18 protein-coding genes and 1 pseudogene are annotated in these 24,089 nt (G+C 62.3%); 10 read left to right on the top strand and 9 right to left on the bottom strand.

Annotated features, from left to right (window positions below):
- Nucleotides 1-294: 294 nt before the first annotated feature.
- The 3 genes from AC0L2M_RS30885 to AC0L2M_RS30895 are packed head-to-tail and all read right to left on the bottom strand — an operon-like array spanning nt 295 to nt 5,206.
- On the bottom strand, nt 295-1,917 hold the full coding sequence (locus AC0L2M_RS30885; RefSeq protein WP_128166565.1) for a SpoVR family protein: 1,623 nt from the start codon (nt 1,915-1,917) through the stop codon (nt 295-297).
- A 9-nt stretch (nt 1,918-1,926) separates the two neighbouring features.
- On the bottom strand, nt 1,927-3,237 hold the full coding sequence (locus AC0L2M_RS30890) for a YeaH/YhbH family protein (protein ID WP_023797795.1): 1,311 nt from the start codon (nt 3,235-3,237) through the stop codon (nt 1,927-1,929).
- Between the two features lie 19 nt (nt 3,238-3,256).
- Nucleotides 3,257-5,206 (bottom strand): PrkA family serine protein kinase, encoded by a 1,950-nt coding sequence (locus AC0L2M_RS30895; protein ID WP_023797794.1) that lies wholly within the window; start codon nt 5,204-5,206, stop codon nt 3,257-3,259.
- A 423-nt stretch (nt 5,207-5,629) separates the two neighbouring features.
- Between AC0L2M_RS30895 and AC0L2M_RS30900 the strand changes: the two genes are divergently transcribed.
- Nucleotides 5,630-5,809 (top strand): hypothetical protein, encoded by a 180-nt coding sequence (locus tag AC0L2M_RS30900; RefSeq protein ID WP_023797793.1) that lies wholly within the window; start codon nt 5,630-5,632, stop codon nt 5,807-5,809.
- Nucleotides 5,810-5,844: 35 nt separating this feature from the next.
- On the opposite strand, the pseudogene AC0L2M_RS30905 reads toward AC0L2M_RS30900, so the two are convergent.
- Nucleotides 5,845-6,281: pseudogene (locus AC0L2M_RS30905) on the bottom strand (DUF2267 domain-containing protein).
- Between the two features lie 164 nt (nt 6,282-6,445).
- Here AC0L2M_RS30905 and AC0L2M_RS30910 point away from each other — a divergent pair.
- The 7 genes from AC0L2M_RS30910 (at nt 6,446) to AC0L2M_RS30940 (ending at nt 14,208) form a co-directional block, all read left to right on the top strand.
- Nucleotides 6,446-6,916, top strand: a complete 471-nt coding sequence (locus AC0L2M_RS30910) for a nucleoside deaminase (RefSeq protein WP_023797791.1) — start codon at nt 6,446-6,448, stop codon at nt 6,914-6,916.
- Between the two features lie 300 nt (nt 6,917-7,216).
- Nucleotides 7,217-8,218: a cytochrome c oxidase subunit II gene (coxB, locus tag AC0L2M_RS30915; RefSeq protein ID WP_473536820.1), complete on the top strand. Its 1,002-nt coding sequence runs from the start codon at nt 7,217-7,219 to the stop codon at nt 8,216-8,218.
- Complete coding sequence (ctaD, locus tag AC0L2M_RS30920; RefSeq protein ID WP_473536821.1) at nt 8,215-10,731, top strand: cytochrome c oxidase subunit I; 2,517 nt, start codon at nt 8,215-8,217, stop codon at nt 10,729-10,731. The genes coxB and ctaD overlap by 4 nt, the downstream gene beginning before the upstream one ends.
- Nucleotides 10,732-10,738: 7 nt before the next feature.
- Nucleotides 10,739-11,119, top strand: coding sequence for a hypothetical protein (locus AC0L2M_RS30925; protein ID WP_128166553.1), 381 nt, complete (start codon nt 10,739-10,741; stop codon nt 11,117-11,119).
- A complete protein-coding gene (locus AC0L2M_RS30930) occupies nt 11,116-11,739 on the top strand; it encodes a cytochrome c oxidase assembly protein (protein WP_023797787.1) in 624 nt (207 codons plus the stop codon). The genes AC0L2M_RS30925 and AC0L2M_RS30930 overlap by 4 nt, the downstream gene beginning before the upstream one ends.
- On the top strand, nt 11,739-12,824 hold the full coding sequence (locus AC0L2M_RS30935; RefSeq protein WP_473536822.1) for a c-type cytochrome: 1,086 nt from the start codon (nt 11,739-11,741) through the stop codon (nt 12,822-12,824). The genes AC0L2M_RS30930 and AC0L2M_RS30935 overlap by 1 nt, the downstream gene beginning before the upstream one ends.
- A 64-nt stretch (nt 12,825-12,888) precedes the next feature.
- The gene (locus AC0L2M_RS30940) at nt 12,889-14,208 is read left to right on the top strand and encodes a PQQ-dependent sugar dehydrogenase (RefSeq protein ID WP_287171337.1); all 1,320 of its coding nucleotides are present in this window, start codon (nt 12,889-12,891) and stop codon (nt 14,206-14,208) included.
- A 92-nt stretch (nt 14,209-14,300) separates the two neighbouring features.
- Here the strand turns inward: AC0L2M_RS30940 and AC0L2M_RS30945 are convergent, their stop codons facing one another.
- From AC0L2M_RS30945 to AC0L2M_RS30955, 3 genes are all read right to left on the bottom strand, one after another.
- Nucleotides 14,301-15,431, bottom strand: coding sequence for a GNAT family N-acetyltransferase (locus tag AC0L2M_RS30945; RefSeq protein WP_287342134.1), 1,131 nt, complete (start codon nt 15,429-15,431; stop codon nt 14,301-14,303).
- Nucleotides 15,428-16,417 carry a sterol desaturase family protein gene (locus AC0L2M_RS30950; RefSeq protein ID WP_287342133.1) on the bottom strand — a complete coding sequence of 330 codons (990 nt, stop codon included), beginning with the start codon at nt 16,415-16,417 and terminating at the stop codon, nt 15,428-15,430. Before AC0L2M_RS30950 ends, AC0L2M_RS30945 begins: the two co-directional genes overlap by 4 nt.
- Before the next feature lie 241 nt (nt 16,418-16,658).
- Nucleotides 16,659-18,563, bottom strand: coding sequence for a heparinase II/III family protein (locus tag AC0L2M_RS30955; RefSeq protein WP_473536823.1), 1,905 nt, complete (start codon nt 18,561-18,563; stop codon nt 16,659-16,661).
- 117 nt (nt 18,564-18,680) lie between these two features.
- Here AC0L2M_RS30955 and AC0L2M_RS30960 point away from each other — a divergent pair, with 117 nt between their 5' ends.
- Nucleotides 18,681-19,925, top strand: coding sequence for a glycoside hydrolase family 5 protein (locus AC0L2M_RS30960; RefSeq protein WP_287342132.1), 1,245 nt, complete (start codon nt 18,681-18,683; stop codon nt 19,923-19,925).
- On the opposite strand, the gene AC0L2M_RS30965 is transcribed toward AC0L2M_RS30960, so the two are convergent.
- A complete protein-coding gene (locus AC0L2M_RS30965; protein WP_287395706.1) occupies nt 19,919-21,337 on the bottom strand; it encodes a phenylacetate--CoA ligase family protein in 1,419 nt (472 codons plus the stop codon). The genes AC0L2M_RS30960 and AC0L2M_RS30965 overlap by 7 nt on opposite strands.
- Nucleotides 21,334-22,452, bottom strand: coding sequence for a glycosyltransferase family 4 protein (locus AC0L2M_RS30970; RefSeq protein WP_287342130.1), 1,119 nt, complete (start codon nt 22,450-22,452; stop codon nt 21,334-21,336). Before AC0L2M_RS30970 ends, AC0L2M_RS30965 begins: the two co-directional genes overlap by 4 nt.
- Nucleotides 22,453-22,617: 165 nt before the next feature.
- On the opposite strand from AC0L2M_RS30970, the gene AC0L2M_RS30975 reads away from it, so the two are divergent.
- A complete protein-coding gene (locus tag AC0L2M_RS30975; RefSeq protein WP_287342129.1) occupies nt 22,618-24,057 on the top strand; it encodes a lipopolysaccharide biosynthesis protein in 1,440 nt (479 codons plus the stop codon).
- Nucleotides 24,058-24,089: the final 32 nt, after the last annotated feature.

Here is a 24,089-nt window from a genome sequence, read left to right on the forward strand (position 1 = left end):
CAGACCCGAACAATCCCGTGCCGATACCGGATAATCCCAATCCTGAGCCGGCCCGGCCGCCTGCTCCGCCGGAGACTCCGCCTGGTGAGCCTCCGGGCGTTCCTCCGCCTTCGCCTGATCCCGTTCCCAGCCCCGAAAGGCAGCCCGTCGAAATTCCTCCCGATATACCACCGGAGATCCCCACGAAACCGACCTTCCCGGGTCCGACGGCCAGGGCATTGGACCCGGAGCATTGGACCCAGGAGTAAAAACCCGGCGGTAGAACGACGCCGTCGCCGGCCATTCCGGTTTTGGTCATTCCCCGATTTGGCTGGTCGAACGTTCGTTGAGCGTCGCGCCGGTTTGCGCATCGATCGCCGCCAGGCTGACCTCATAGCCCCACAGGGTCCGGATATGGCGCAGCGTCGCGTCGCGACCGGCCTCCTCCAGCATGATGCCGTTCTTCACCTTGTGCTCCAGTCGCAACTGCCGGTCGCCGAGCAGATCGACATCCACAACCTGGATATCCGGCCGGCTCGCGCCGATGTCGTAGCTCTGGGCGAGCCCGGCGCGTATCTTTTCGTAGCCACGCTCATTGTGTATCGACGCGACTTCGTAATGCGGCTCGCTGGCGGCGTCGGCGAGGACAAAGAACCGCCATTTCCGCATCAGGGCGGGGCTCAGATACTGGCGGATGAAAGATTCGTCGCGATGGTTCGCCCACGCGTCGAGCAGGGTTTCGCGCCAATTGCCGTTGCCGGCGATATCGGGGAACCAGTCACGATCCTCGGCGGTCGGCTCGGTCGCTATGCGCTGGATGTCCTGCATCATGTCGAGGCCCAACGCATAAGGATTGATACCGGAAAACCGCGGGTCGTCGAAGCCTGGCTGAAAGATCACGTTCGAATGGTTGCGCAGGATTTCCAGCATCGCGCCTTCGCTGATCAGGCCACGATCGAACAGCATGTTCATCAGCGTGTAGTGCACGAAGGTGGCGCAGCCTTCGTTCATCACCTGTGTTTGCCGCTGCGGATAAAAGTATTGCGCGACGACGCGGACGATCCTGACGATTTCACGCTGCCAGGGCTCCAGGACCAAGCTGTTTTTTTCCAGGAAGTAAAGCAGGTTCTCCTCGGGCAGCTTGAGCGTTTTCTTTCGCTCCGCGATGTTGGAATCCTTTGCCCCAACATTGTCTCCGCCCTTCGAAGGCGGCAGCGTGCGCCACAGATCGTTGTAAGAACGCTCTTCGTACTCCAGGCGCTCACGAACGCCTACACGCTGCCGCTCCGACGACAGCTTCGGCGGCCGGCGATATCTGAAGACCCCCTGTTCCATCAGCGCGTGGGCCGCATCGAGGATCGCCTCCACCGCGGCAACGCCGTGCCGCTCCTCGCAACGGGCAATGTAACCCTTGGCAAAGTCCAGATAGCTCAGGATCGCGCTGGCGTCCGTCCATTGCCGGAACAGATGATTGTTCTTGAAAAAATGATTATGGCCAAGCGCTGCATGAGCTGTCACCAGGGCCTGCAGGGCCATTGTGTTTTCCTCCATCAGGTAGACGATGCAAGGATTGGAATTGATCACCAGCTCATAGGCGAGCCCCCGCCCGCCTTTGCGATAGAGCAATTCCTGGTAGAGGAAATGCTTGCCGAAGGACCAGTGGCGATACATCAGCGGCATGCCGACCGAGGAATAGGCGTCGAGCATCTGCTGGGACGAGATGATCTCCATCTGCACCGGATAGATGTCGAGGTGAAGCTCTTCGATCGCGATCGCCTCGATCGCGTCGTAGGCGCGCGACAGTGTCTTGAAATCCCAGTCGGACCCCGAAAAGAGCAAACCTGATCTGCTGGTTTGGCCTGGTTTGCTGGTTGGGCCTGATTTGCTGGTTTGGCCCGACTTGCTGGTCTGGCCCGACGTGCTGGTCTGGTTCGCCATCGGCTCCCCTCAAGCGCTTTTCTGCAGGACCGGCTGCCTGGCAAAGAGCTGGCGAAAGACCGGATAGATGTCGGCTGCGTTGGCGATACGGCTCATCTGGAAATTCGGCCATCGCTGGTTGACAACGCTGTAGGCGCGCCAGAGCGAGGTCCCATTGTCGGTGGTGCCGAAAATATGGCTCTCACGTTCGTCGATGATCTCGACATAGGCGAAATACTGGCACAGGCGCATGACCTGGCCGTCCATCAAGCCGATGCAGCGCTCGGAATCGGTGACGAAATTGTCGCCGTCCGACGCTTGGGCGGCATAGATGTTCCACTCGTTGCTGGGATAGCGTTGCGCGATGATGCGGTGCATTTCCTCGAGTGCCGTGGAAACAACCGTGCCGCCGCTTTGCGTATTGTAGAAGAAGGTTTCCTCGTCCACCTCCTGCGCCTCGTGCGTATGGCGGATGAAGACGATTTCGGTGCGGTCGTAGCGCCGTTTCAGGAACAGGTGCAGCAGCACGAAGAAGCGCTTGGCCAGATCCTTCTCGCGTTCGCCCATCGAGCCGGATACGTCCATGAGACAGAACATGACCGCATTGGCATTCGGCACGGGCTGGGCGTCGAAACGGTTGAAGCGGATGTCGACGGGATCGACATAGGCGATCCGCTTGCGGCGGCGCTCAAGTCGCTCAAGCTCCTCCCGCAACGCTGCAATGCGCTGGCGTGCCGGCGCCGCGCTCTGCGGCTCGGCCTCCAGGATTGCGAGTTGCTCCGCAATCGCATCGAGTTCCTCCTGCTTGGGGCGCCTTAGCGCAATCCGGCGACCATGGCTGTTTCGCATCGTGCGCCCGACATTGATGTTGGTCGGCGAACCGGTCGCAGCGAACCCGGCGCGGCGCGGTTTGAAGGATAGTATCTCCTTGAGGTTGAGCTTGACCATGTCGGGAAGTTCGAGATCCTCGAAAAAGAGGTCGAGCACCTCCTCGCGCGAGAGCACGAAACGAAAATCGTCCTCCGAGACCGTTTTGCCGGGAGACGAGCCGCCGCCGCCCTGGCCGGGCTTGGGAACCCGGTCGCCAGGGGCGAAATGCTTGTTGCCCGGCAGGATGTGCTGTCGCCGGCCGCTGTCCTTGGCATCGCTGAAGCTCGGCTCTGCTGTGCCCCTCGCCGGCATCGAAACGGTGTGCTCGCTGTCGACATCGGCGATCTTGCCGGTACGGATCCGATCCCGGATGCTTCGCTTCAGCTCTTCGCGCGCACGCTTCAGGAAGCGCTGGCGGTTGCCGAGGCTCTTGTCCTTTGGGTTCAGTCGGCGATCGACAAAGATCGGCATGGAACCATCCCGGCCGGACTCAGCCCGCCTTGTTCACCCGCATGTACCAGTCCACCAGCCGGCGGACCTGGCGTTCGGTGTAACCGCGTCCGACCATCCGATGCACGAACTCGGTATGCCGCTTCTCCGTTACGCTGTCCTGCTTGGAGCCGAAGCTGATCACCGGGAGCAGATCCTCGACCTGGCCGAACATCCGCTTCTCGATGACTTCGCGCAGCTTTTCATAGCTCGTCCACGACGGGTTGCGGCCATGGTTCCTCGCCCTTGCGCGCAACGTGAACTTCACGACCTCGTTGCGGAAGTCCTTGGGGTTGGCAATGCCGGCCGGCTTTTCGACTTGCGACAGTTCGTTGTCCAGCACCTCGCGATTGAGGATCTGGCCGGTATCGGGGTCTTTGTAGTCCTGGTCCTCGATCCAGGCATCGGCATAGGCGATGTAGCGGTCGAACAGGTTTTGGCCGTATTCGCTGTAGGACTCCAGATAGGCCTTCTGAATTTCATGGCCGATGAACTCGGCATAGCGCGTGGCCAGTTCCGACTTTATGAAGTCGAGATAGGCGGCTTCCGTTTCCTTGGGGAACTGCTCGCGCTTGATCGCCTCCTCCAGAATGTACATCAGGTGCACGGGATCGGCGGCCACTTCCTTGGTGTCGTAGTTGAAGGTCTGCGACAGGATCTTGAAGGCAAAGCGCGTGCTGACGCCGGTCATGCCTTCATCGACCCCGGCGGCATCGCGGTATTCCTGAACCGACTTCGCCTTGGGATCTATGTCCTTGAGGTTCTCGCCGTCATACACGCGCATCTTGGTGTAGAGCGGCGAATTGTCATGCTCGGCCAGACGGGTCGAGACGGTGAACCGGCTGAGAATATCGAGAACCTCCGGTGCACAGGAACTGGAGGCCAATTCGCTTTCGCGCAGCAGCTTTTCGTAGATCTGCCTTTCTTCGGTGACCCGCAGGCAATACGGCACCTTGACCACCAGGATACGGTCGAGGAATGCCTCGTTGTTCTTGTTGTTCTTGAACTGCAGCCATTCCGATTCGTTGGAGTGGGCTACGACGATGCCCTGATACGGGAAAGATCCGAAGTTTTCCGTACCGTTGTAGCTGCCTTCCTGGGTAGCGGTCAGCAACGGATGCAGGACCTTGATCGGCGCTTTGAACATCTCGACGAACTCGAGCAGCCCCTGCGTGGTCCGGTTCAGGCCGCCGCTGTAGGAATAGGCGTCCGGATCGGATTGGCTGAAATGCTCGAGCTGTCTTATGTCGACCTTGCCGACCAGGGCCGAAACGTCCTGGTTGTTCTCATCGCCTGGCTCGGTCTTGGAGATGCCGATCTGGCGTAGCCGCGAAGGCATCAGCTTAACGACGCTGAACTTGGAGATGTCGCCGGACAGTTCGTCGAGGCGCTTGGCCGCCCATGGCGAAATAAGACCGTTCAGCCGGCGCCGCGCGATGCCGTATTTGTCCTCCAAAAGGTCGCCCATGCGGTCAGGATTGAAAAGCCCGAGCGGCGATTCGAAAACCGGACTGATCTGGCCGCCGACCTTCAGCGTATAGATCGGACGCTCCTCCATCAGCTTCTTCAGCCGTTCGGCGAGCGAGGACTTGCCGCCGCCGACAGGGCCAAGCAGATAGAGAATCTGCTTGCGCTCCTCGAGCCCCTGAGAGGCATAGCGGAAATAGCCGGCTATGCGCTCGATCGTGTCCTCCATGCCATAGAACTCGGCGAAGGTGGGATAGACCTTGATTGTCCTGTTCGAGAAAATGCGGCCGAGCCGCTCATCCATGCTGGTGTCGATCAGGGTGGGCTCGCCGATCGCCTCGACCATCCGCTCGGGCGCCGAAGCATACATCGATTTATCCTCGCGGCAGGCAAGGAGATATTGCTGGATGCTTATCTCCTCCTGCGCCGCATTGGTGTAAATCTCCGAAAACAGATCGAAGACGTCGGAGTGGTTCTCGCGCATGGTATTCCTCGCCCCGGCCGGTCTGGTTGCTGTCGCCTCTTCACTCAACTGTCGGAAAGCCTTTGTGGTTCCCTATTACACGTAGTGCGTCCGCGACCGGATGTTAGGGGTCCAGACAGATATCGTGAACGCCTGGAAGTCAGCCAGCGAATGGCTCGCACAATGGAACGTTTCCGAGGGAAGTCCATTCTTCCACCAGCGCTTGCCGAGCGCAACAGCCCGCTGGGTACAAGTTGCCTTTCTGAGGGAATAAACCGCCCGCGTTCAGCAGTTGCCCGCGTTCAGCAGTTGCCCGCGTTCAGCAGTTGAATGGCGAATCACTGGCCATTCGGCGAAGAGAGTTGCACTGCGGTGTCCAATCCTGCACCGGGAGCAACGGTTTCGCTCCTGCTCGGTAACGAAACGAGGGAAAGGAGATGTTCCATGTTCGAGAACAGCATGTGGTTGATCGTCGTTGCTGGCGGCCCGCTACTGCTGGCAATCGTGCTCGCCTACGCACTCCTTACGTGGCGACGCCGTGGGCCTGCAGAGCGCAGAGAAAGCGATCGGGCCACCGAGCGACTGTATCGCGAGGAAAACGATCGCCCGGGCGGAGGCAGTTGAGAACCGCATCGGCAGGCCCGACTTTGGTCTTGCTGCTAGACTCCAACACTTTCGGGCCAAAGCGCCCGGATCTGCTTCGGCAACGCGTCCCGCACCTTGGCCGACTGGCCGAGGTCGACATGCCTGGCGAGTACCTTGAACACGGATCTCGTCGCATCCTGGGATTCACCGGTCGAGTGGATTTCATCTCCTCGGCCACCCGCTGCAAAAAATCCTCCAACGAACGGCTGCTCGTCGGCAGATCACGCGGCCGATACCGATCATAGTAGGCTCCGCGCACAAGAAGCGGCAGTTCAGCCCCCAAATTGGCAGCCAGTTCGATCTGCAGCCAATCCCGCAAGGTGCGTAGAACGGCTCCCAGCATATGCCAGGCCACGCGCCTGTCGGGCCCGTGATCGGCCATGATCTCGTCCAGCCAGATGTTTGTCGTCTGCAGGGTTTTGTCAAAAACTTCCAAGCCGGTTGCGCTCATCGTCGCCTCCTCTGGGCAGTCCAACACCCGCCCAAATCACCCGCCCAAAATACCCGCCATGACGCGCAAACGGCGATCGAGCGCAATTGTTTCGTCACTCGTTGAAAATTGTCCAAGAGCTCTTTACGCGTACAGTTACGAACGGGCACCCCAAGGAGGCGGCCATGAAGAGCGATACCGAATATCTACGTCTCGCCGTGGAGATCGCCACCGAGAGCCGGGCGAGTGGCAATCATCCTTTTGGGGCGCTCCTGGTCGGGCCGGAAGGCGACGTGCTGCTTTCGTCGGGCAACACCTACGCCCGGGATCGCGGCGTTGGCCACGCAGAGGCAAACGTGGCCCGCGCGGCCGCGCAGCAATACGACCCGACCTTTCTCGAGCGATGCACTCTGGTGACCTCGGTCGAGCCGTGCTGCATGTGCGCCGGGGCCTGTTACTGGGCTGGCATCGGCACCGTGGTCTACGGACTCAGCGAAAGGCGGCTGGCCGAGCTGACCGGAGACAATTCGGAGAATCTGACCCTCGATCTGAGTTGTCACCAAGTGTTCGCCGCCGGACGGCGCCATGTAGCAATCCGTGGCCCATTCCCTGAACTCGAAGAAGAGATCGTAACCGACCACAAGGATTTCTGGTGACCGAACCAAAAAGGACTGCTGTGAAGAATCCGTAGCCTCTGCGGCGCCACGAGCTCCGGCCACTTCCGGCCCAAAGGTTTGACACGCGAGGCCCGCGTCTTGTTGCAGAAAGCCATCGACGCGTTCATCGCAAATCCCGGTGCGCATCTCAGGACTCGCGCGCGCAAAACCGCCGACACGCAAAACCGCCGACTGGAACCTACATTCGGACTCGACCGACACGTTCATTCCACCAGTTGGAAAGCTCAGTTGCCCGGAACCTTCCTCCCCTCTCGCCGGTTTACCGCGGAGGGGTTGCAAATGGGTCGATATTTCAGCCTGTCAGCTGCGTCATTGTTGCTCGCGAGCGGCTCTGCCGGCGCCCAGTCGAGCACTCAGTCGAGCACTCAGTCGGCACTTGAGCCCGCGGGAGCGGAAGCGCAGCAGATAGAAATGCTGTTTTGGGTCATGCTAAGCGGCGGCGCCGTCATCTGGCTGGGCGTGGTCGGCCTGCTTATTCATGCAGCCCTGGTCAATCGCCGCAGGCTGGCCGAAAAATCTGCCAGCAGCATCATCCTTTGGGGCGGCGTAGTCTTCCCCTCGGTCACGCTTTGTGCGCTGCTCGCCTATGCGCTGTGGCTGATGCCTGGCCTTCGGCCCTTCGCCCAGGCGAGCCCCGCCGCCCTGCGGATCGAAGTCACCGGCAGGCAGTTCTGGTGGGAAGTTGTCTATCACCCTCCTCAGGGACCGCCGGTCACTTCCGCCAACGAGATCAGGCTGCCGGTCGGCGAGCGGGTCGAATTGACCGTGAAAAGCGCCGATGTGATCCATTCCTTCTGGATCCCACCGCTCGGCGGCAAGATGGACATGATCCCCGGCCGCACCAACAGGCTTTCGATCATGGCCACCAAAGCTGGTATATTCCGCGGCCCGTGCGCGGAATATTGCGGCACGTCTCACGCGCTGATGGCGCTCTCGGCCGTCGCCATGGCGCCCGAAGCCTTCCGGTCCTGGCTTGCCGCCCAGGCAATTCCCGCGGAAGGGGCCGGCGCAAGCGGCGGCGCGCTGTTCCTGCGCCATGGCTGCGGGTCCTGCCATTTCGTCGCGGGCACCGATGCGCGCGGCCTGATCGGCCCGGACCTTTCGCATATCGGTTCTCGCGCCACCGTCGCAGCCGGAATCCTGCCCAACACCGAAGACGCCGTCACCCGCTTCATCGCCCGGCCCGACCTGATCAAGCCTGGTTCCGGGATGCCGGCCTTCGACATGTTGCCGCCGGGCGACATTCGCGCCATAGCCGCCTGGCTGAGGGGCCTGCGATGAGCGCTGCTGTCAAGGAGCGTTCGCCGGAAGAATACAAGGCGCAGGAACAGCGGCTGCGCGCCGTCTGGGCCAATCCAACCGGCTGGCGCTACTGGACCTCGGTGAACAATTACCAGATCGGCCTCTGGTACGGCTCGGCGGCCTTCGCCTTCATGCTGTTTGCCGGCGTGCTCGCGCTCCTGGTGCGGCTGCAGCTCGCCGTGCCCGACAACGACCTCCTCTCGGCCGACTTATTCAACCAGGCTTTCACCCTGCACGGCACGGTGATGATGTTCCTGTTCGCGGTGCCGATCTTCGAGGCGGTCGCGATCTTCCTGCTGCCGCCGATGCTGGGCGCCCGCGAAATGCCGTTTCCGCGCCTCGGAGCCTTCAGTTTTTGGAGCTTTTTGCTCGGCGGTATCTTCCTCTGCGGCTCGATCTTCTTCAATGCGGCGCCGTCGGCAGGCTGGTTCATGTATCCGCCGCTCGCCACCGACAAGGAGTTCTCCGGCATTGGCGCCGACATCTGGCTGCTCGGCCTTTCCTTCATCGAAGTCGCCTCGATCGCGGCCGCCGTCGAGCTCATCGTCGGCATCATGAAATGCCGCGCGCCGGGCATGCGCATCAACCTGATGCCGCTCTTCGCCTGGTACCTGCTGATCGTTGCCGGAATGATCCTGTTCGCCTTCCCCCCGCTGATCGCCGGCGACCTCCTGTTCGAGATGGAACGGATGTTCGATTGGCCGTTCTTCGACGCAGCGCGCGGCGGCGACCCGCTGCTGTGGCAGCATCTGTTCTGGATATTCGGCCATCCGGAAGTCTACATCATCTTCCTGCCGGCGATCGCGCTGATGGCCATGATCGTGCCGACTTTTTCCCAGCGTCCGATCGTCGGTTACTCCTGGATCGTGCTCGCGGCAGTGGGGACAGGGTTCCTTTCCTTCGGCCTGTGGGTGCACCATATGTTTGCCACAGGCCTGCCGCAGATCTCGCTGGCCTTCTTCTCGGCGGCCTCCGAGGCGGTGGCGATCCCGACGGGCGTGCAGATCTTCGTCTTCATCGCCACCATGCTGGCCGGCCGGGTGATCTTCTCGACCCCGATGCTGTTCGGCACCGGAGGGCTGGCCATCTTCGTCATTGGTGGCCTGACGGGCGTCATGGTGGCGCTCGCACCCTTCGACTGGCAGGCCCACGACACGTATTTTGTCGTTGCGCATCTCCATTATGTGCTGATCGGCGGCATGCTTTTCCCGGTCGTGGCCGGGCTCTATTACTATTACCCGCTGATCGACGCGAAGAAGCTCTCAGACCGGTTGGGGCGGCTCGCCTTCTGGCTGATGTTCTGCGGCTTCAACATCGCCTTTTTCCCCATGCATCTGAGCGGCTTGCGCGGCATGCCCCGCCGCGTCTTCACCTATCCGGCCGAAATCGGCTGGAACTGGCTGAACCTGATCTCGACGGCCGGAGCCTTCATTTTCGCCGCGGGCGTGCTGGTGGTCGTCTTCGACGTGCTCAGGCCAAAGCACCGGCAGCCGCGCGGCGAATTCAACCCGTGGAATGCCGGCACGCTGGAATGGATTTCCGAGCCGGAGGAGAACTGGGGCGTCCGCTCGATACCCATCGTGCGCAGCCGCTACCCCTTGTGGGACCAGAAGGACCTTGCCCGCAAAGTCAATGAAGGCCGCTATTATCTGCCCGACGCGGAAGAGGGATGGCGCGAGGGACTGGTCACCACCGTGCTCGACGCCGAACCCGTCCAGGTGCTGCGCGTCGGCGGCACCTCCCATGTCACCATCGTCTCGGCTCTTTCGCTCGGAGGCGCCTTCATCGCGCTTACCTTCCACTGGTGGATCGCGACGGCTCTGGCCGCATTCATCTGCTTTTGGGCCATCATCTACTGGCTCTGGACGGGCACTGGCGAAATCCCCGAGAAGCCGGAAAAGGATGTCGGCCTGGGCCTCAGCCTGCCGCTTTATGCCTCCGGCTCCGATTCGGTCGGCTGGTGGGCGATGTTCATCACCATGGTGGGCGATGGCACCGCGTTCGCCAGCCTCGTCTTCGGCTATTTCTTCTACTGGACGATCCATTCCGACTTCACCGCGGGGATTGCCGGGCCCGATGCGGTCTGGTCGCTGGTGGCTGCCAGCCTGTTCGCTGCGGCGTGGGGCCTGATGGTGGCGGCACGCACGGTCAACAGGCGCGGCGCTACGGCCACTATGCGCGGCTTGCTGGTGCTGTCCCTGCTAACGACCGTTGCCGCGTCCGCCACAGGCCTGGCCGCGCCATTGTCTCCAGGCATGGACCCGACGCGCCACGTCTATCCCGCAATCGTCTGGATCCTGGTGATCTGGGTGCTCGCCCATGCAGCGCTCGGCACAGTCATGCAGGCCTATTGCCTGGCCCGCTCGCTGGCCGGCCGACTGACGCCGAAGCATGACCTGGATCTAGGTAATGTGGTGCTCTACTGGCATTTCCTGCTGATTGCCGCCGTCACCACCTTCGCCATCATCGGCCTCTTTCCGGCTGCGATGTGAGGCGCCGATGTGGCTTGTCCCAAAACAGATCGAGACACTGTGGACGCTGTTCACTGCGCCGGTGGTGTGGGCTGCGCATTTCCTTGTTTGCTACATCGGCGCGGCGATCTATTGCGCCAAGCCCGAGCTTGTCGGGCTGAGTTTCAGCGCTGTGCGCGCCGGCATCGCCGCCGCCACCGTGATCGCCCTCTCGCTGATCGCGCTGTCAGCATGGCTCGCCTGGCGGCAATGGGGCTTCGGCACAGACGATCCGCCGCACGACGATCCGACGAGACGCGACCGGACCCTGTTCCAGGGCTTTGCGACGCTGCTGCTCTCGGGTCTCAGCTTCATCGCCGTGATCTTCACCGCGATGCCTGCATTGTTCCTGACGGAGTGTATCCGGTGAGACGCGCCTGCCTCATCCTCGGCATCCTCGTCCTTGCCCTGGTCTGGCTCGGGCCGCTGCTCGATGGCTTGCGGGATTCGTTTTCGGCGCACATGCTGGCGCATATGGGAGTGGTGGCGATCGCCGCGCCGCTGATGGCGATTGGGGTCCCGCTCGGCCCGACACCAGGTGCGAGCCGGGCGTTCACCCTCGCCCTCCCCGCCTCCCTCGTCGAACTCATCGTCGTCTGGTCCTGGCACGCACCGGCCTTGCGGGCTCTGGCGCAAAGCTCGCTGTTTGTCACCGCTGTCGAGCAGGTCACGTTCCTTGCCGCCGGGCTGTTCCTGTGGCTGGCCTGCCTGCCGCGCCGCGGCTCGGACACCACAGGCTATGCCGCCGGCGCCTTCGCCCTGCTTCTGACGTCCATCCACATGACCTTGCTCGGCGCGCTGCTGGCGCTGACCCCGCGGCCGCTTTATGGGACCGGCGAGACAAGCTGCTTCGGCATCGCGCTTTCCGCCCAGCAGGATCAGGAACTTGGCGGCGTCATCATGCTTCTGGTCGGCGCCGCGGTCTACCTGGCCGGCGGCGTGACGCTTTTCGCGCGCATCCTCGCCACACCACCGCGGAAGACGGTCTGATGCATATCAGCTGGAAGAAGCTCGCCATAGCGCTTGCCATTCTGCCCTTCGTCGTGGTGCTGGCGGCCTGGATCGGCTTTTTCAATGTCGGTGCCTCGAGCGGCCACTGGAAGATCACGGAATGGTTCCTCCATTTCGCCATGCGATCGGCTGTGCGCACCTATGCCCTGGCGGTCGACGTTCCAGAGGCTCTGCCGCGCCATGCGATTCAGCCGGCCGCCGGGCATTTCGCACGCGGCTGCGCCATCTGTCACGGCGCGCCGGGCGAGCCGCGATCTCCTGTCGTCATGAGAATGCTGCCGCAGCCGCCTGACCTTGCCGGGGCCGTCGGCGAATGGTCGGACGCGGAGCTTTTTCGTATCGTCAAGCACGGCGTGCGTTTCACCGGCATGCCGGCCTGGCCGACGCAGGAACGCGACGACGAGGTCTGGGCGATGGTCGCCTTGCTGCGCGAACTGCCGTCGATGGACGAAGCCAGCTATCGTGATCTCGCCTATGGCGAAAGGCCTGCGCCTCCTGCAGACGCTGCCGGAACCCTGCCGCAAGCGCTGGCGGATTGCGCCCGCTGCCACGGCGAGGACGGTTTTGGACGCGGTCCTGCGATACCCGTTCTGGCCGGGCAGAGCGAGGCGTATCTGCTTGAAAGCCTGCGTGCCTATGCCGAGGAAGGCCGGGCAAGCGGGTTGATGAGCCTGCCCGCCATTGCGGCAGGGCCTCAACTCTGGCCGGACCTGGCCAAGCATTTCGCTGCCCTGCCGGCGATGCACCCCGGCGGCGGCGGCGATCCAGCACTTGTCCGGCGCGGCAAGGAAATTGCCGAGAGCGGCGTCAGGCAGGCCAATGTGCCCGCCTGTCTCGGCTGTCACGGAAGACAGGACCGCAGCCCGCTCTATCCCTCGATCGCCAGCCAGCCGGCGCCCTACATCGAGACGCAGCTTGGGTTGTTCAGGGCGGGAAAGCGTGGCGGAACGCGCTTCGGCCATCTCATGGCAAATGCCGCGAAGGGTCTGACGGACGACGACGTCCGCGCGCTTGCGGCCTACTTCTCCCGATCGGCCGCTGCGTCGGCAACCGCAACGCGATAAGCGCGTTTGCGTCCTTTCGACGTTTTTCGAGGTTCTGGTGAAAAACTTGGCTACCGCCCTTCTCATGCTGATCATTGTTCTCGTAATCGCCGCAGGAGCGATCTTCTTCCTGTCGCGCGAACAAGCGACCGTTCCGATCGCGGAGACCTATGGCCCCAACCCGACCCTGCCGGAGCCCAATCCGACCTGGCTGCCGACCGTCCATGTCGCCAAGGCCATGCCATGGCCGCAGGGCACCAAGCCGACAGCGGCCCAGGGATTTGCAGTCAACGAATATGCCCGCGGGCTCGACCATCCGCGCTGGCTGTATGTGTTGCCAAACGGCGACGTGCTGGTGGCCGAGAGCAATGCGCCGCCCAGGCCGGAGGAGGGCTTCAGCATACGGCGCTTCTTCGTCAATTTCTTCCAGAGCCAGGCCGGCGCGGGGACGCATAGCGCCAATCGCATCACGCTGCTGCGCGATCAGGACGGCGACGGGGTGGCAGAAACCAGAACCGCCTTTCTCACCGGGCTGTTCTCGCCATTCGGCATGACCCTGCTCAACGGCAAGCTCTACGTCGCCAACGCCAATGCAATTGTGGCCTTTCCCTACCAGGAGGGTGCGACCGAGATCACCGCACCAGCGGAGAAGATCGTCGATCTGCCCGCGGGGAGGAACCACCACTGGACCAAGGACGTGACCGCCTCGCAGGACGGGACGAAGCTCTATGCGACGGTCGGATCCAATTCCAATGTCGGCGAGAACGGCCTGGAGGAAGAAGAGAACCGAGCCGCCGTGCTGGAGATCGATCTCACCTCGAGACAGACGCGTCTCTTCGCCTCCGGCCTGCGCAATCCGAACGGCCTGTCGTGGAACCCGGAAAGCGGTGAGCTCTGGGTCGTCGTCAACGAGCGCGACGAGATCGGCAGCGATCTGGTGCCGGACTACATGACTTCGGTGAAGGATGGTGGCTTCTATGGCTGGCCTTACAGCTATTTTGGCCAGCACGTCGATAATCGCGTCAAGCCGCAGCGGCCCGACCTCGTCGCCCAGGCGATCAAGCCGGACTATGCGCTCGGGGCGCACACGGCTTCATTGGGACTGACCTTCAACACAGGCGACCTGTTCGGTCCTCAATACAGGAATGGCGCTTTCGTCGGGCAGCATGGCTCGTGGAACCGCAGGCCGCACAGCGGCTACAAGGTGATTTTCGTGCCGTTTTCAGGCGGCAGGCCCTCCGGCCCGCCCCAGGACATCCTCACCGGCTTCCTGAGCGAGGACGACAAGGCTTTTGGCCGTCCCGTGGGCGTGGCGATAGACCGGCGCGGCGCCCTGCTGGTGGCGGATGATGTCGGCAACAAGATCTGGCGGGTCGTTCCAGCTCAGACGCAATCGGCACTTTGAGCAGTTCGTGCTGCCGGCGGCCCGGAAGCGATATGGCACCGCTTGCCATTGCCGGTCGGACAGGGCGTTCCGGCGCCGATCAAAGCCGAAAATCAAGCTGTCGTTGCCAATCCGCGCCCCCGTGCGTGCCGGACCCTTTGACGCATACGATCGGCAAGGGAAGCGAGCGAGCCTTGCGCCGTGCGCGTCCCAAGGACGGATTGCAGGACAACGCCCTGCGTTGCGAATTTATGCTTGAACGCCTCTGCGCCGCACAGGAAATCGACCGTGCTCAAGCCGTGATCGAACGACCACTGTATGTAGTCCATCATCAGGATCATGCCCGGCGACGCCTGGCTGAAATCCGGATCGAAAGTGGTCACGAACGCCATCATGGTGTGGTGCTGGACGAAGTTGATGGAAACCGCGACCATTGCGCCATCGCATTCAAGTACGAAAATGTGCAGCACGCCGGCACGCGCCAGCGCGTCAACAAGTGCGGCCAGTACCGGCGCTCCCTCTTCGAAAAGTTGCGATTCACGCTTGCGCTCGACCAGCCATCTGCGCTTCAGGGCAGAGAGCCGGTCGAGTACCGGCTGCAGTGGCTCGTCTGGCGCAAGCAGGCGAAATTTCATTTCGCCGGCTTCTTCCAACGTCTTGACGCCGCGCCGATAATTCTGCCGTGTCTTTTTCGACTGCTCCGCGAACCACGCTCCTCCGCTCGCCCACTGTCCGGCGACGCGATAACTGACTTCCTCCCTGTGATTGGGGCGAAGCCTGATCCCGCTGGAGGTATCCGGAGTGAGCATTTTGCGGACCGCCGCACCCGGCAAGAGACGATTGAGAAAGGCAATGTCGAAGCCACCGGCATCACAGATCCGGGCCCATACGTCCTGCAGGGCCGATAACGAGCATTCCGGAGCAACAAGAATATCGCCGTAATCGGTATAACTGTTGGCCGCCCATTCGAGAAACCGCAGGCCTTTGCGCTTGCCGATCGCCATGGGAAGGACAGCAACGAGCTTGTCACCATTCCAGACCAGGCCGATCCGCAGCGCGCGCTGGTCACGGTCAGCTACGGTATTCCACCAGGCCGAAATCCAGGCATGACTCTGAAAGACCAGCCCATCGGTGCGATGCCAGAGATTCATCCAATCGGCTTCGATCGCAGCCAGGCGATCCGCCGAACGGACAACTTCCAGGCGCTCTGCGCTCGAGGCGTCAATCGAAACAATGGTGTTCATGAAGGGGAACGATCCTGTGCGATGGCATCGGGACGCCTCAGGAACAGTCTGCGAAGATGCCCTCCCATCTTCCTGAGCGGCAGGACGTAAAGCCCAAAGAGCGATTGATAGTCGCGCACATCGCGATCTATCAGGCCAAATTTGAGGTCTTCATCCGGATCCGGGACAAACTGCGTCCCGAAGAGGCGATCCCAGAACGAAAACAGCAGGCCAAAATTCTTGTCGTAGTGGCGAGGGTCGATGCTGTGGTGCACCTGGTGCCAGTGCGGACACAAGATGACGTTGTTCAACGGGCCGAAGGAAATCTTGAAATGGGTATGACGAACAAAGTCCATCATCAGGATGTTGCGGATGACATAGACGTTGGTGCCGAAGATGGCGATCTCTACCGGATCGAGCGCGATCAGGCTCCAGATGCCGAAGCAGATCCCCGGGATGACGCCATCCCAGATACGGTTCATCAGGTCGTCCAGCGGATGAACCCGATCCTTGGTGATTCCCACCATCACCTCGGCCGAATGATGCACTTTGTGCAATTCCCACAGGAACGGGAAGTGGTGCTGGGCGACATGGTAGAGATAGTACGAAATGTCGTAGGCGATCAGCATGGTTGCGGTGAAGATGACGATCGTCACCGGTCCGGCCGGGCCGTTGATGAGCGGCGCCTCAATATCAAGCAGCCAGCCGATTGCGTGGTGCGTCCCATAGCCGACGGCGGCAACGAAGGTGGCGCCGGCAGGGATGAGCAGGAATGGCATTATCGCCCGTTTGGTGACCCAAAATAGGACATCCGCTCGCGCCGACGGGTGCAGGATGACTTCCGCCGGGAAAGCGAAATCGAAGAAGTCCCTGAGGGATTTATGCTCGACAGTCCGCCAGTAAGCGACCACCGCGCTCCCCAGTGCCGTGAAAAGCAGGAGGCCGAGCGTCACCAGATCGACGTTCGAAAGCTTTTCCACAATCAATCCGGCGAATTCAGAAAACATCGGTGCGGTGGCTCCTGGGCCGTAAAATGGCCGTCCGGCGAATTGCGAAGCAACAAACTTGCCAAACCCACTGCATGTGCCGGCAACCAAATGGCTATTGCGGCTGCAACAAGCAAAAGCATGCCGGATTTGCGCCAGACTAGCAGTTCAACCGTAACAAAACGCTAAAAGTTCGAAAGCAATTAATCTCGAACATGGCCGAAACACCGGAGAGGCCGCTCTGCTGCAGCGCCGGTCGCTATCATAGCGGCCAGCGGATTGCCGCGAGGTGTATCTCAATTCCGTCTTCGCCCACTTCGCCACGCCAGGCGACGCGTTCGGCCGGCTGCCTGACGCCAAAACGCGGTGAAACCCAGCCGCCCTGCCCCGGTGCGTCGCCGCCGGCACGGATGTCGACCGCAGCGTCCGGAAAGCGCATGGCTATCAGCGGCTCATCGCCGCGCTGCACCGTGACCGTATTTTCGTCCCGGTCAGTGCCGAGGCCGGCTGCGAGTTGAAAGACGATCTCGGCCACACGCCTGCCGCCGAGCAGTTGGTCGCTCACGACGATGCCGTCGGCCCGGTGCGTCACGGTGCGCTGATGCACGACGCCGAAGCGGCTTTTATACCCGTCATGGCGGGCGCGCAGCTTCCAGTGCGTTCCCGGCTCGCTCTCCACCAACTCCGCAATCGCCTTGTGCGACCAGTTGAACATCCCGGCGATGATGCTTTGGCTTTTGCCCTCGATATTCAGCGTGTTATGCGCCGGTGTCGAGCGAAACCAGTTGCGCCAGACGCCTCCCGAACCGTAGAGCCAGGTGCCGGGATCGACCAGCACCGGCTCGCCATCGATGCACAAGGTGAGCGACAGCGCGTCGGCATGGCCGTGAGCCGCTATCGAGAGATAGCCGAGCGGGCCGTGGTCGAATGTCAGATCGATGCTGCGGCCGTTCATCTCGCCGCGCCAGACCGAGAGCCCGCCCTGCGTGAACGTTTGCAGCCCACGCGACACCGGTGCCGGCTCCAACGGCGTGCCAAAGACAAGCGCCCGAAAATCGTCGGGTCCCGCTGCCTTGCCCGGCATCTGTAGAAAGCCATGGATGGCGGCGGCGACGGATCGGACATAGTCCGGCTCGTCCCCGAGCGTCAGCACGCGACCTTCGTCATTGTCGCCAAAGCCGGCGGCTGGTGGCAGCCAGGCGACGAAATTGGCAAAAGCGGCCAGGCGCGCTTCGACGGGCGAGGCAAACGGCGTTCCGGCCTGGCGTGCCGCAGCGGCGCACAGCAAGATGAGTTCGGCGGTGAAGGCCGCGTATGTCGGGGTCTGCTCGGCACCGGCGCCATCGGCGAGAATCTGCTTGCCCGCCTCAGCCTGGAGGGCGCCGCGTGCAGCGTCGGCTGCAGCCCCCAACGCCAGGCCGATCAGATACTCGCCAGCCAGTTCTGCGACGAGATGATTGTTGGCGGAGGAAAACCGGGAGGGGAACAGCGGCAGCCAATAGGCGCTTGCCGCCAGTATTCCGCCCACTTGCTGCCGTGTCGCCGCGCCCAGTCGGTCGCCGACGAGGTCCATGGTGACAATCAGGCTGATGGCCCGCAGCGCGACTTCGATGCCGGAGGCCCAGCCAACCCCCCGAAACGGCGGGTTGGCTGAATGCCAGCTGTCGATCGCCGCCTGTATGGCCCTCCGGGACTGGTCGTCGCCGGCGAGAAGCAGGTGGGCGGCCAGTGGCGGCAACCGCTGCAGCCGGTTGATCTCCCACACGTATTTTACATCGCCGCGGCCGCCGCCATGGCGAAAATCGATATCGAAAGTATGGGCCTCGGCACCCGGCCAAAGCCTGCCGGTCACCGGATCAAGGCGCCAAAGCTCGGGAGGAAACAGCCGATCGGGATCGCGCCGCGGCCATGTCCGCCCAAGTGCGGAAAACTCGCCGCCAAGCGTGTTTTGCGCCGCCGCCGCTATGGCTTGCCGTTGTGCCGGTGTCGCAGCCAGCACAGCATCGCGCAATCCGCGCAGCACCGGATGCAACCGGGGCGAAGCATAACGCTGCCAGCCGCCGTCGCGGCGGCGCGAAGCGATCCTTCGACGCTGCTCGCCCAGCCGGTGCAACACCTCAGCCGGCTCCATGCTGCGCAACCGGTTGATGTACCAGCCGATTCTCATACCGCTCCGCCAAGGTTTGGATTCTTGTATACCATGCTGTCGAAAAGCCGCGCGACCGCAATCCTCTTTTCCGATCCTGCGGTTAATATCTCCGACCATGAAACGGAAAGAGTGGCGATGAGAAGGACGGCGCTTGTTGCAGCATGGATGCTCGGCATGGCGATAGCCGCCAGCGCTGCCCCGATCCCGCTGCAGCGCGGCGTTGGCGTGCATGAATGGCTCAACTGGTCGCCGGTGGAGAACGATGGATCCTACCGTTGGCCGCCCTATCGCAGCGAGCAGGAGTGGCGCGCTGCACATACCCCGCTCACCGATTGGCCCGGCGACGCGTTTGCGCACATTCGGTCGATGGGCTTCGACTTCGTCCGGCTGAGCGTCGATCCCGGCCCTCTGCTTGCCAGCCGGGGCGCCAAACGCCAGCAGGCGCTGGACATACTTGCCGCCGCGGTCGAGCGGGTCACGTCGGCCGGCCTCAAGGTGGTTTTCGACCTGCACGGCGTCACCCAGGTTCCGGCCTACAGCATGGAGATGATCTATGACGGTGCCGACAGCGAAGGCGTTGCCAGCTATCGCCAAATGGTTGTGGCGGTCGCCACCATGCTGGCCAGGGTTGGCACCGACAAGGCAGCCCTCGAGCCTTACAACGAGCCGGCATACTATCCCTGTGATCCGAGCGGCAGCGATGACTGGCAGCGGATCATGGCAGACACGGTCCGCGATATTCGCGCAGTCAGCAGCGAACTGACCATCATCGCAACAGGCGCCTGTGGCGGCAGCATTGCCGGACTGGTCAATCTCGCCCCCGGCTTTGACGATCCGAACATCTACTACAGCTTCCATATGTACGAGCCGCACAGTTTCACCCACCAGCGCTCCGACGGTACAGGCGCTTTCGCCTCGGGGCTGCCCTGGCCGGCCGACAGCAGCACGCCCGAAAAGGTGACCGAAACCCTTAAGGCCCGAATGGACGCCGCCGGCTTGAGCCCGGTCGAGCAGGTGATGAACATGGTCGCGGCGCGTGAAGCAATCGCCCGGTATTTCGAGCAGAATTGGGGGCCGAGCCAACTCGAGGCGAGCTTCCGTCAGGCGGTCGACTGGGGCCAGGCGCATGGCATTCCAAGCCGGCGGCTGTTCATGGGCGAATTCGGCGTCATCCTCATGTCGGCGGACGGCCGCATGGGCGCGTTCGACGCTGACCGTCTGCGCTATCTCGAGGCGGTGCGCCAGCAGGCGGAACGCTTCGCGATACCCTGGTCTGTCTGGGAATTCGCCAATCCGCATGGGATGTCGCTGATCCTCCCCGACGGACCGCCCGTAGCTGATGGCGGACTGGTGCGAGCGCTGGGTCTTGCGTTTCAGTAACGCGACATGTCGAGTTGCTGGTTGATGAGCGCCCGCTTGCCGCCCCGCCCGGCGGCAATGCGGTCCACGGCTTTCAGGCAAAACCGGATACGACCGTTTGTGCGGTTGACCAACGACTCGACGAGTCGCGCGGCGCAGGCAGGTGCCGCCCCGGCGGTCGGGATATAGCGAATCAATGCCTCGCCGGGCTGGTCCTGGTAGAATTGCAGTTCCTCTATGCCGTCGAAGAATGCGGGGCCGTCGGGCACGAGGTGCGTCGTCACCACCCGGCCGCCGTCGGCGGTCACCAGATAGTCGACGTTTCGGCGCGGCATGACAGCCTCGACTCTAAGCCGCTGGCCGTTTGCCTCATTCGGCAATTCCACCAACCGGGCAGAGTCGCCGGTATCGTAGCGGATGAAAGGCATGCCGGTCGACAGGAAGCCAGTGCCGACGAGCCTTCCCTCCTTGCCTGTCTCTGTTACCGGCTCGCCTGCCGCGTCGACCAATTCGGCGAGGCCGTAGAGAGGATTGAACTCGTAGCTGCCGAGGGCTCCGGGCGTTTCTTCGGCGAACAGCACCTTTTCGCTGAGCCCATAGAAGCAGGACAGCGGTACGTCGCCAAGAACGTTTCGGATGATCTCCCGTTGATGGGGATGGACTGGCTCTGAGATCATCATCATGCCCTTGACGGGCCGTTTTGGTACTCGGTCAAGCACGCGCATATGCCGGCAAAACAGCTCTATGGCCGAGGGATAGCCATAAAAATACGTGATGCCCCGCGCGTCGATCAGGTCGAGATAGGCATCGGCGTCGTCGATGGTCATTGGAAAGACAGCGAGCCTCAGTTCACGGAGTGCCGGGTCCCATTCATGCCGTCGCTTGCCGGTGGCATCGAGGCTGAAGCCGCGGAAGCAGACGCGCGCCGTGCCTTCATCAAAACCGATCCGCGACCAGACGTGGTAGACGAACGCCATCTCGCGGGCGCTCCGATCCTTATCGAGATAGAAGCGAAATGGCTTGTCGGTGCTGGAGCCGTTGCCGGAGGCCTCATCCAGTTGGGCAATCGGCACCGCCAACGCTGCAGTTCCAGCCTTTCGCAGGATGTCCTTGGACAGAACCGGGAGGCGGCGCAGGTCGGCAAGTCCCAGCGTCGACAGATCGAAGCCAGGACCGAGGGCTTGGTCGATCGACTCGCGATAGAACGGACTGCCGGCATGGGCTTTCCGCAACAGCGCGCGCAGCGCGGCCAGATGAAATTGCCCGGCATAGACAGGATCCTCGGCGGCCATGGCGATCCGGCTCCGCCACGACCGATAGGTCGCACCAAATTTTACCCGAGTTGGCGCCAGCGCCAGCACGGGCGCCAGCAGCCGCCTGACCGCTGTCGGGCTTCGCACATAGGCACCGCGCGCTACGTCAAGAAAATTCATGATTTTGCACCGGACCTGCCGTTTGCCGCCTCATGCCACACACGGCATATCGATGCCGCGAACGAAGAAAGCTCCAGCCGTTCCCGGTGCACCGCCATGGCAGCCGAGCCAAGACGGGCGCGCAACGCCGTGTCGTCAACCAGTTCTGTCAGTGCCTCGGTCAGCGCCGCCACATCGCCGGGCGGCACCAGCAACCCGGTCTTCTTGTCGATGATGATGTCCTCTACGGCGCCGACAGGCGTGGTTACCACCGCGAGGCCGGAGGCCATTCCCTCGATGACCGAGACCGGGAGGTTTTCGGCGAATGAGGGAAGCGCCAGAATGTCGGCCGAAGCGATCAGCGATGCAACCTCGTTCGGACCCACCCAGCCTGGAAACGCAATACATCCGGCAAGCCCCAGCCCGGCCGATCTTGCCCGTACGGCCTCGACGTCACCATCACCGGCGATTGTGGCGCGCCACTGTCTGGCAGGCTTCATGCGATGCAGTGCGTCCAACAATTGCGGCACGCCCTTGCGGTCGCCGATACGGCCCAGGAACAGGATGTGAACGCTGTCTCCACCACCGACATGGGCGAGCGACGGCACTTCGGTAGCATTGGGCACAATCACTATGTTCGCGGCCGCGCCTGGTGCCCGTGCCGTGACGAAGTCGCGCCAGATACGGCCCAGAACCACGATCCGATCGGCATGCTCGAACATATGCCGGATGTGGCGGCTCATGAAGCTGCGGTTTTCCTTCCAGAACGTCTGGTATTGAGCTCCATGCAAATGCAGCACATAGGGGATGCCGAGCAATCGCGCGCACCTCGCGATGACCATCTTGCGGTAGGTACTGCCAAAGCTCGATACGTTGATGTGAACGACGTCGGCACGGCCGGCAATACGCGCGATGAACATCCGAAGGCAAAAGCCAATCATGTAGAAGACCGACAGCGCGACCGAGCCCGAACCGCGACTGGGAAGGAACCTCGCTTCGATCTTTCCAACTCCCTGCCGTTGGAGTTCGCGATCAAGCGCCGCCATGATGCGGTCGATGCCGCCCTGCCCCGACACACCCGACGGGGTCGCGACCAGGACATGGATTTTTCGATCGGGTAAGAGACTTTGCAGCATGGTATTCTGGATAGCACGGACCGAGTAACCACAAAGCAAACGTTCCCGGTAAGTTTACGACAAATTTTTTAGTTCAAACTGAATCTGTTCACCTTTCGCCGCTGTCGTGCTGGATTTTCCGCCAGTCGACGGCTAGTCGAGGTGGAATTTTCCGGGGACGACCCTTTGCTGCTGCGCTCCACGCTCATCTATGCCCCGGCGATCCTGCTGACGCGGATTTCGGCGCTGCTCCTGCTAGTCATCGTGACGCGGCTGATCGACCAGACCGAGTATGGCCTGCTGACCCTAGTGGTGACCGTCGGCGAAATGACCGACATTGCAGTCACCAACTGGCTGCGCATCGCTTTGCTCAGGCTTGGCGGCAAAGGCGACGTCAGCCGCGGCAGCCTGATGCTGGCCGGGCGGGTGTTGCTTGCCAGCACGGCACTGGCGCTAATCATATCCGTGGTCGCCTCCGCAGTGATCGTGCCGGAGCGCTGGGTCGAGTTCGCGACCGCTGTGTGCAGCTACCTGATTGCCGGTTCCATCGGCCGCTACGCGTTGACGGTGCTGCAGATGCAGCAGCGTCATTCGGTCTATTCGATGCTCGAGTTCCTGCGCGCCCTGCTGCAGCTGGCGCTGCCGATCGGCGCCATCGTCCTGTTTCAAGATTCCTTTCTGACGGTATCGCTCGGCTCGAGCCTTGGTGTTTTAATCGCCGGTATCGTGGCGGGCATCATGGCATCCCGACGCGTCGTTGCCGGTCCGCCACGCTTCACCCAAAAGGAGTTCTTCGTCCTCGGCGTGCCCCTGGTCATAATGGCGCTGGTAGGCTTCGGCCTGCATAGCGCCGAGCGTGTGTTCCTCAAGATCTATTACGATGCCGGCGCAGTGGCGATCTTCGCCGCAGCCTATGCACTGGCCCGCCAGCCGATCGATATGGTCGCCAATTCCATTAACATGGGCGCCTTTCCCGAGGTGGTCAGTCGGTTCGACGACGACGGGCCTGCGGCATCGGGCCGGTTGCTGTCGCAATTGATGGCCTTGATGATGCGCCTATGCCTGCCGGTTGCAGCGATGCTGGTCGCACTCAGCAGCGATATCACGCAGCTACTGCTGCCCTCCGAATATCACGGCCGTTTCGGTCTGCTCTTTCCGATCATCGCCTTCAGCGTGCTGTGTGCCAATCTCGCCAGCTTCGTCTATGGCACCGTGGTGCACGCGCACAAGCGGCCGTGGCTGCTGATCATCGCCAATTCCTTCGGCTCGGTGGCGACAATCGCACTGTCCGTGCTGTTGATCCCGCCGATGGCGGAGGTCGGCGCTGCTTTGGCACTGGCGGGCGGATCGCTGGTCGGCCTTTTAGCCTGCATTATCATCAGCGAACGGCTCACCCCGGTGCCGGTGCCATGGCGCGACATCGGCATGTCGGTCGTCATCTCGCTCAGCACGGGGCTGGCCGCCGGCCTTGCCAGCGCTCTGTTCGGCGATATGCCGGCCATCTTCTCGCTCGTCGCGGGCGCCGCCGCTGGCACAGTGGTTTTCTTCGGGCTGACCTGGCTGGTCTACCCTGCCGCCGCGATGCAATTCGTAGCCAAGCTGAGGGCGCGGCTAAGGCTCGCCTAGGCCGCAACGGCATTTGCCAAATTGCCGTGCCA

The sequence above is a fragment of the Mesorhizobium sp. WSM4806 genome, from assembly GCF_055811635.1.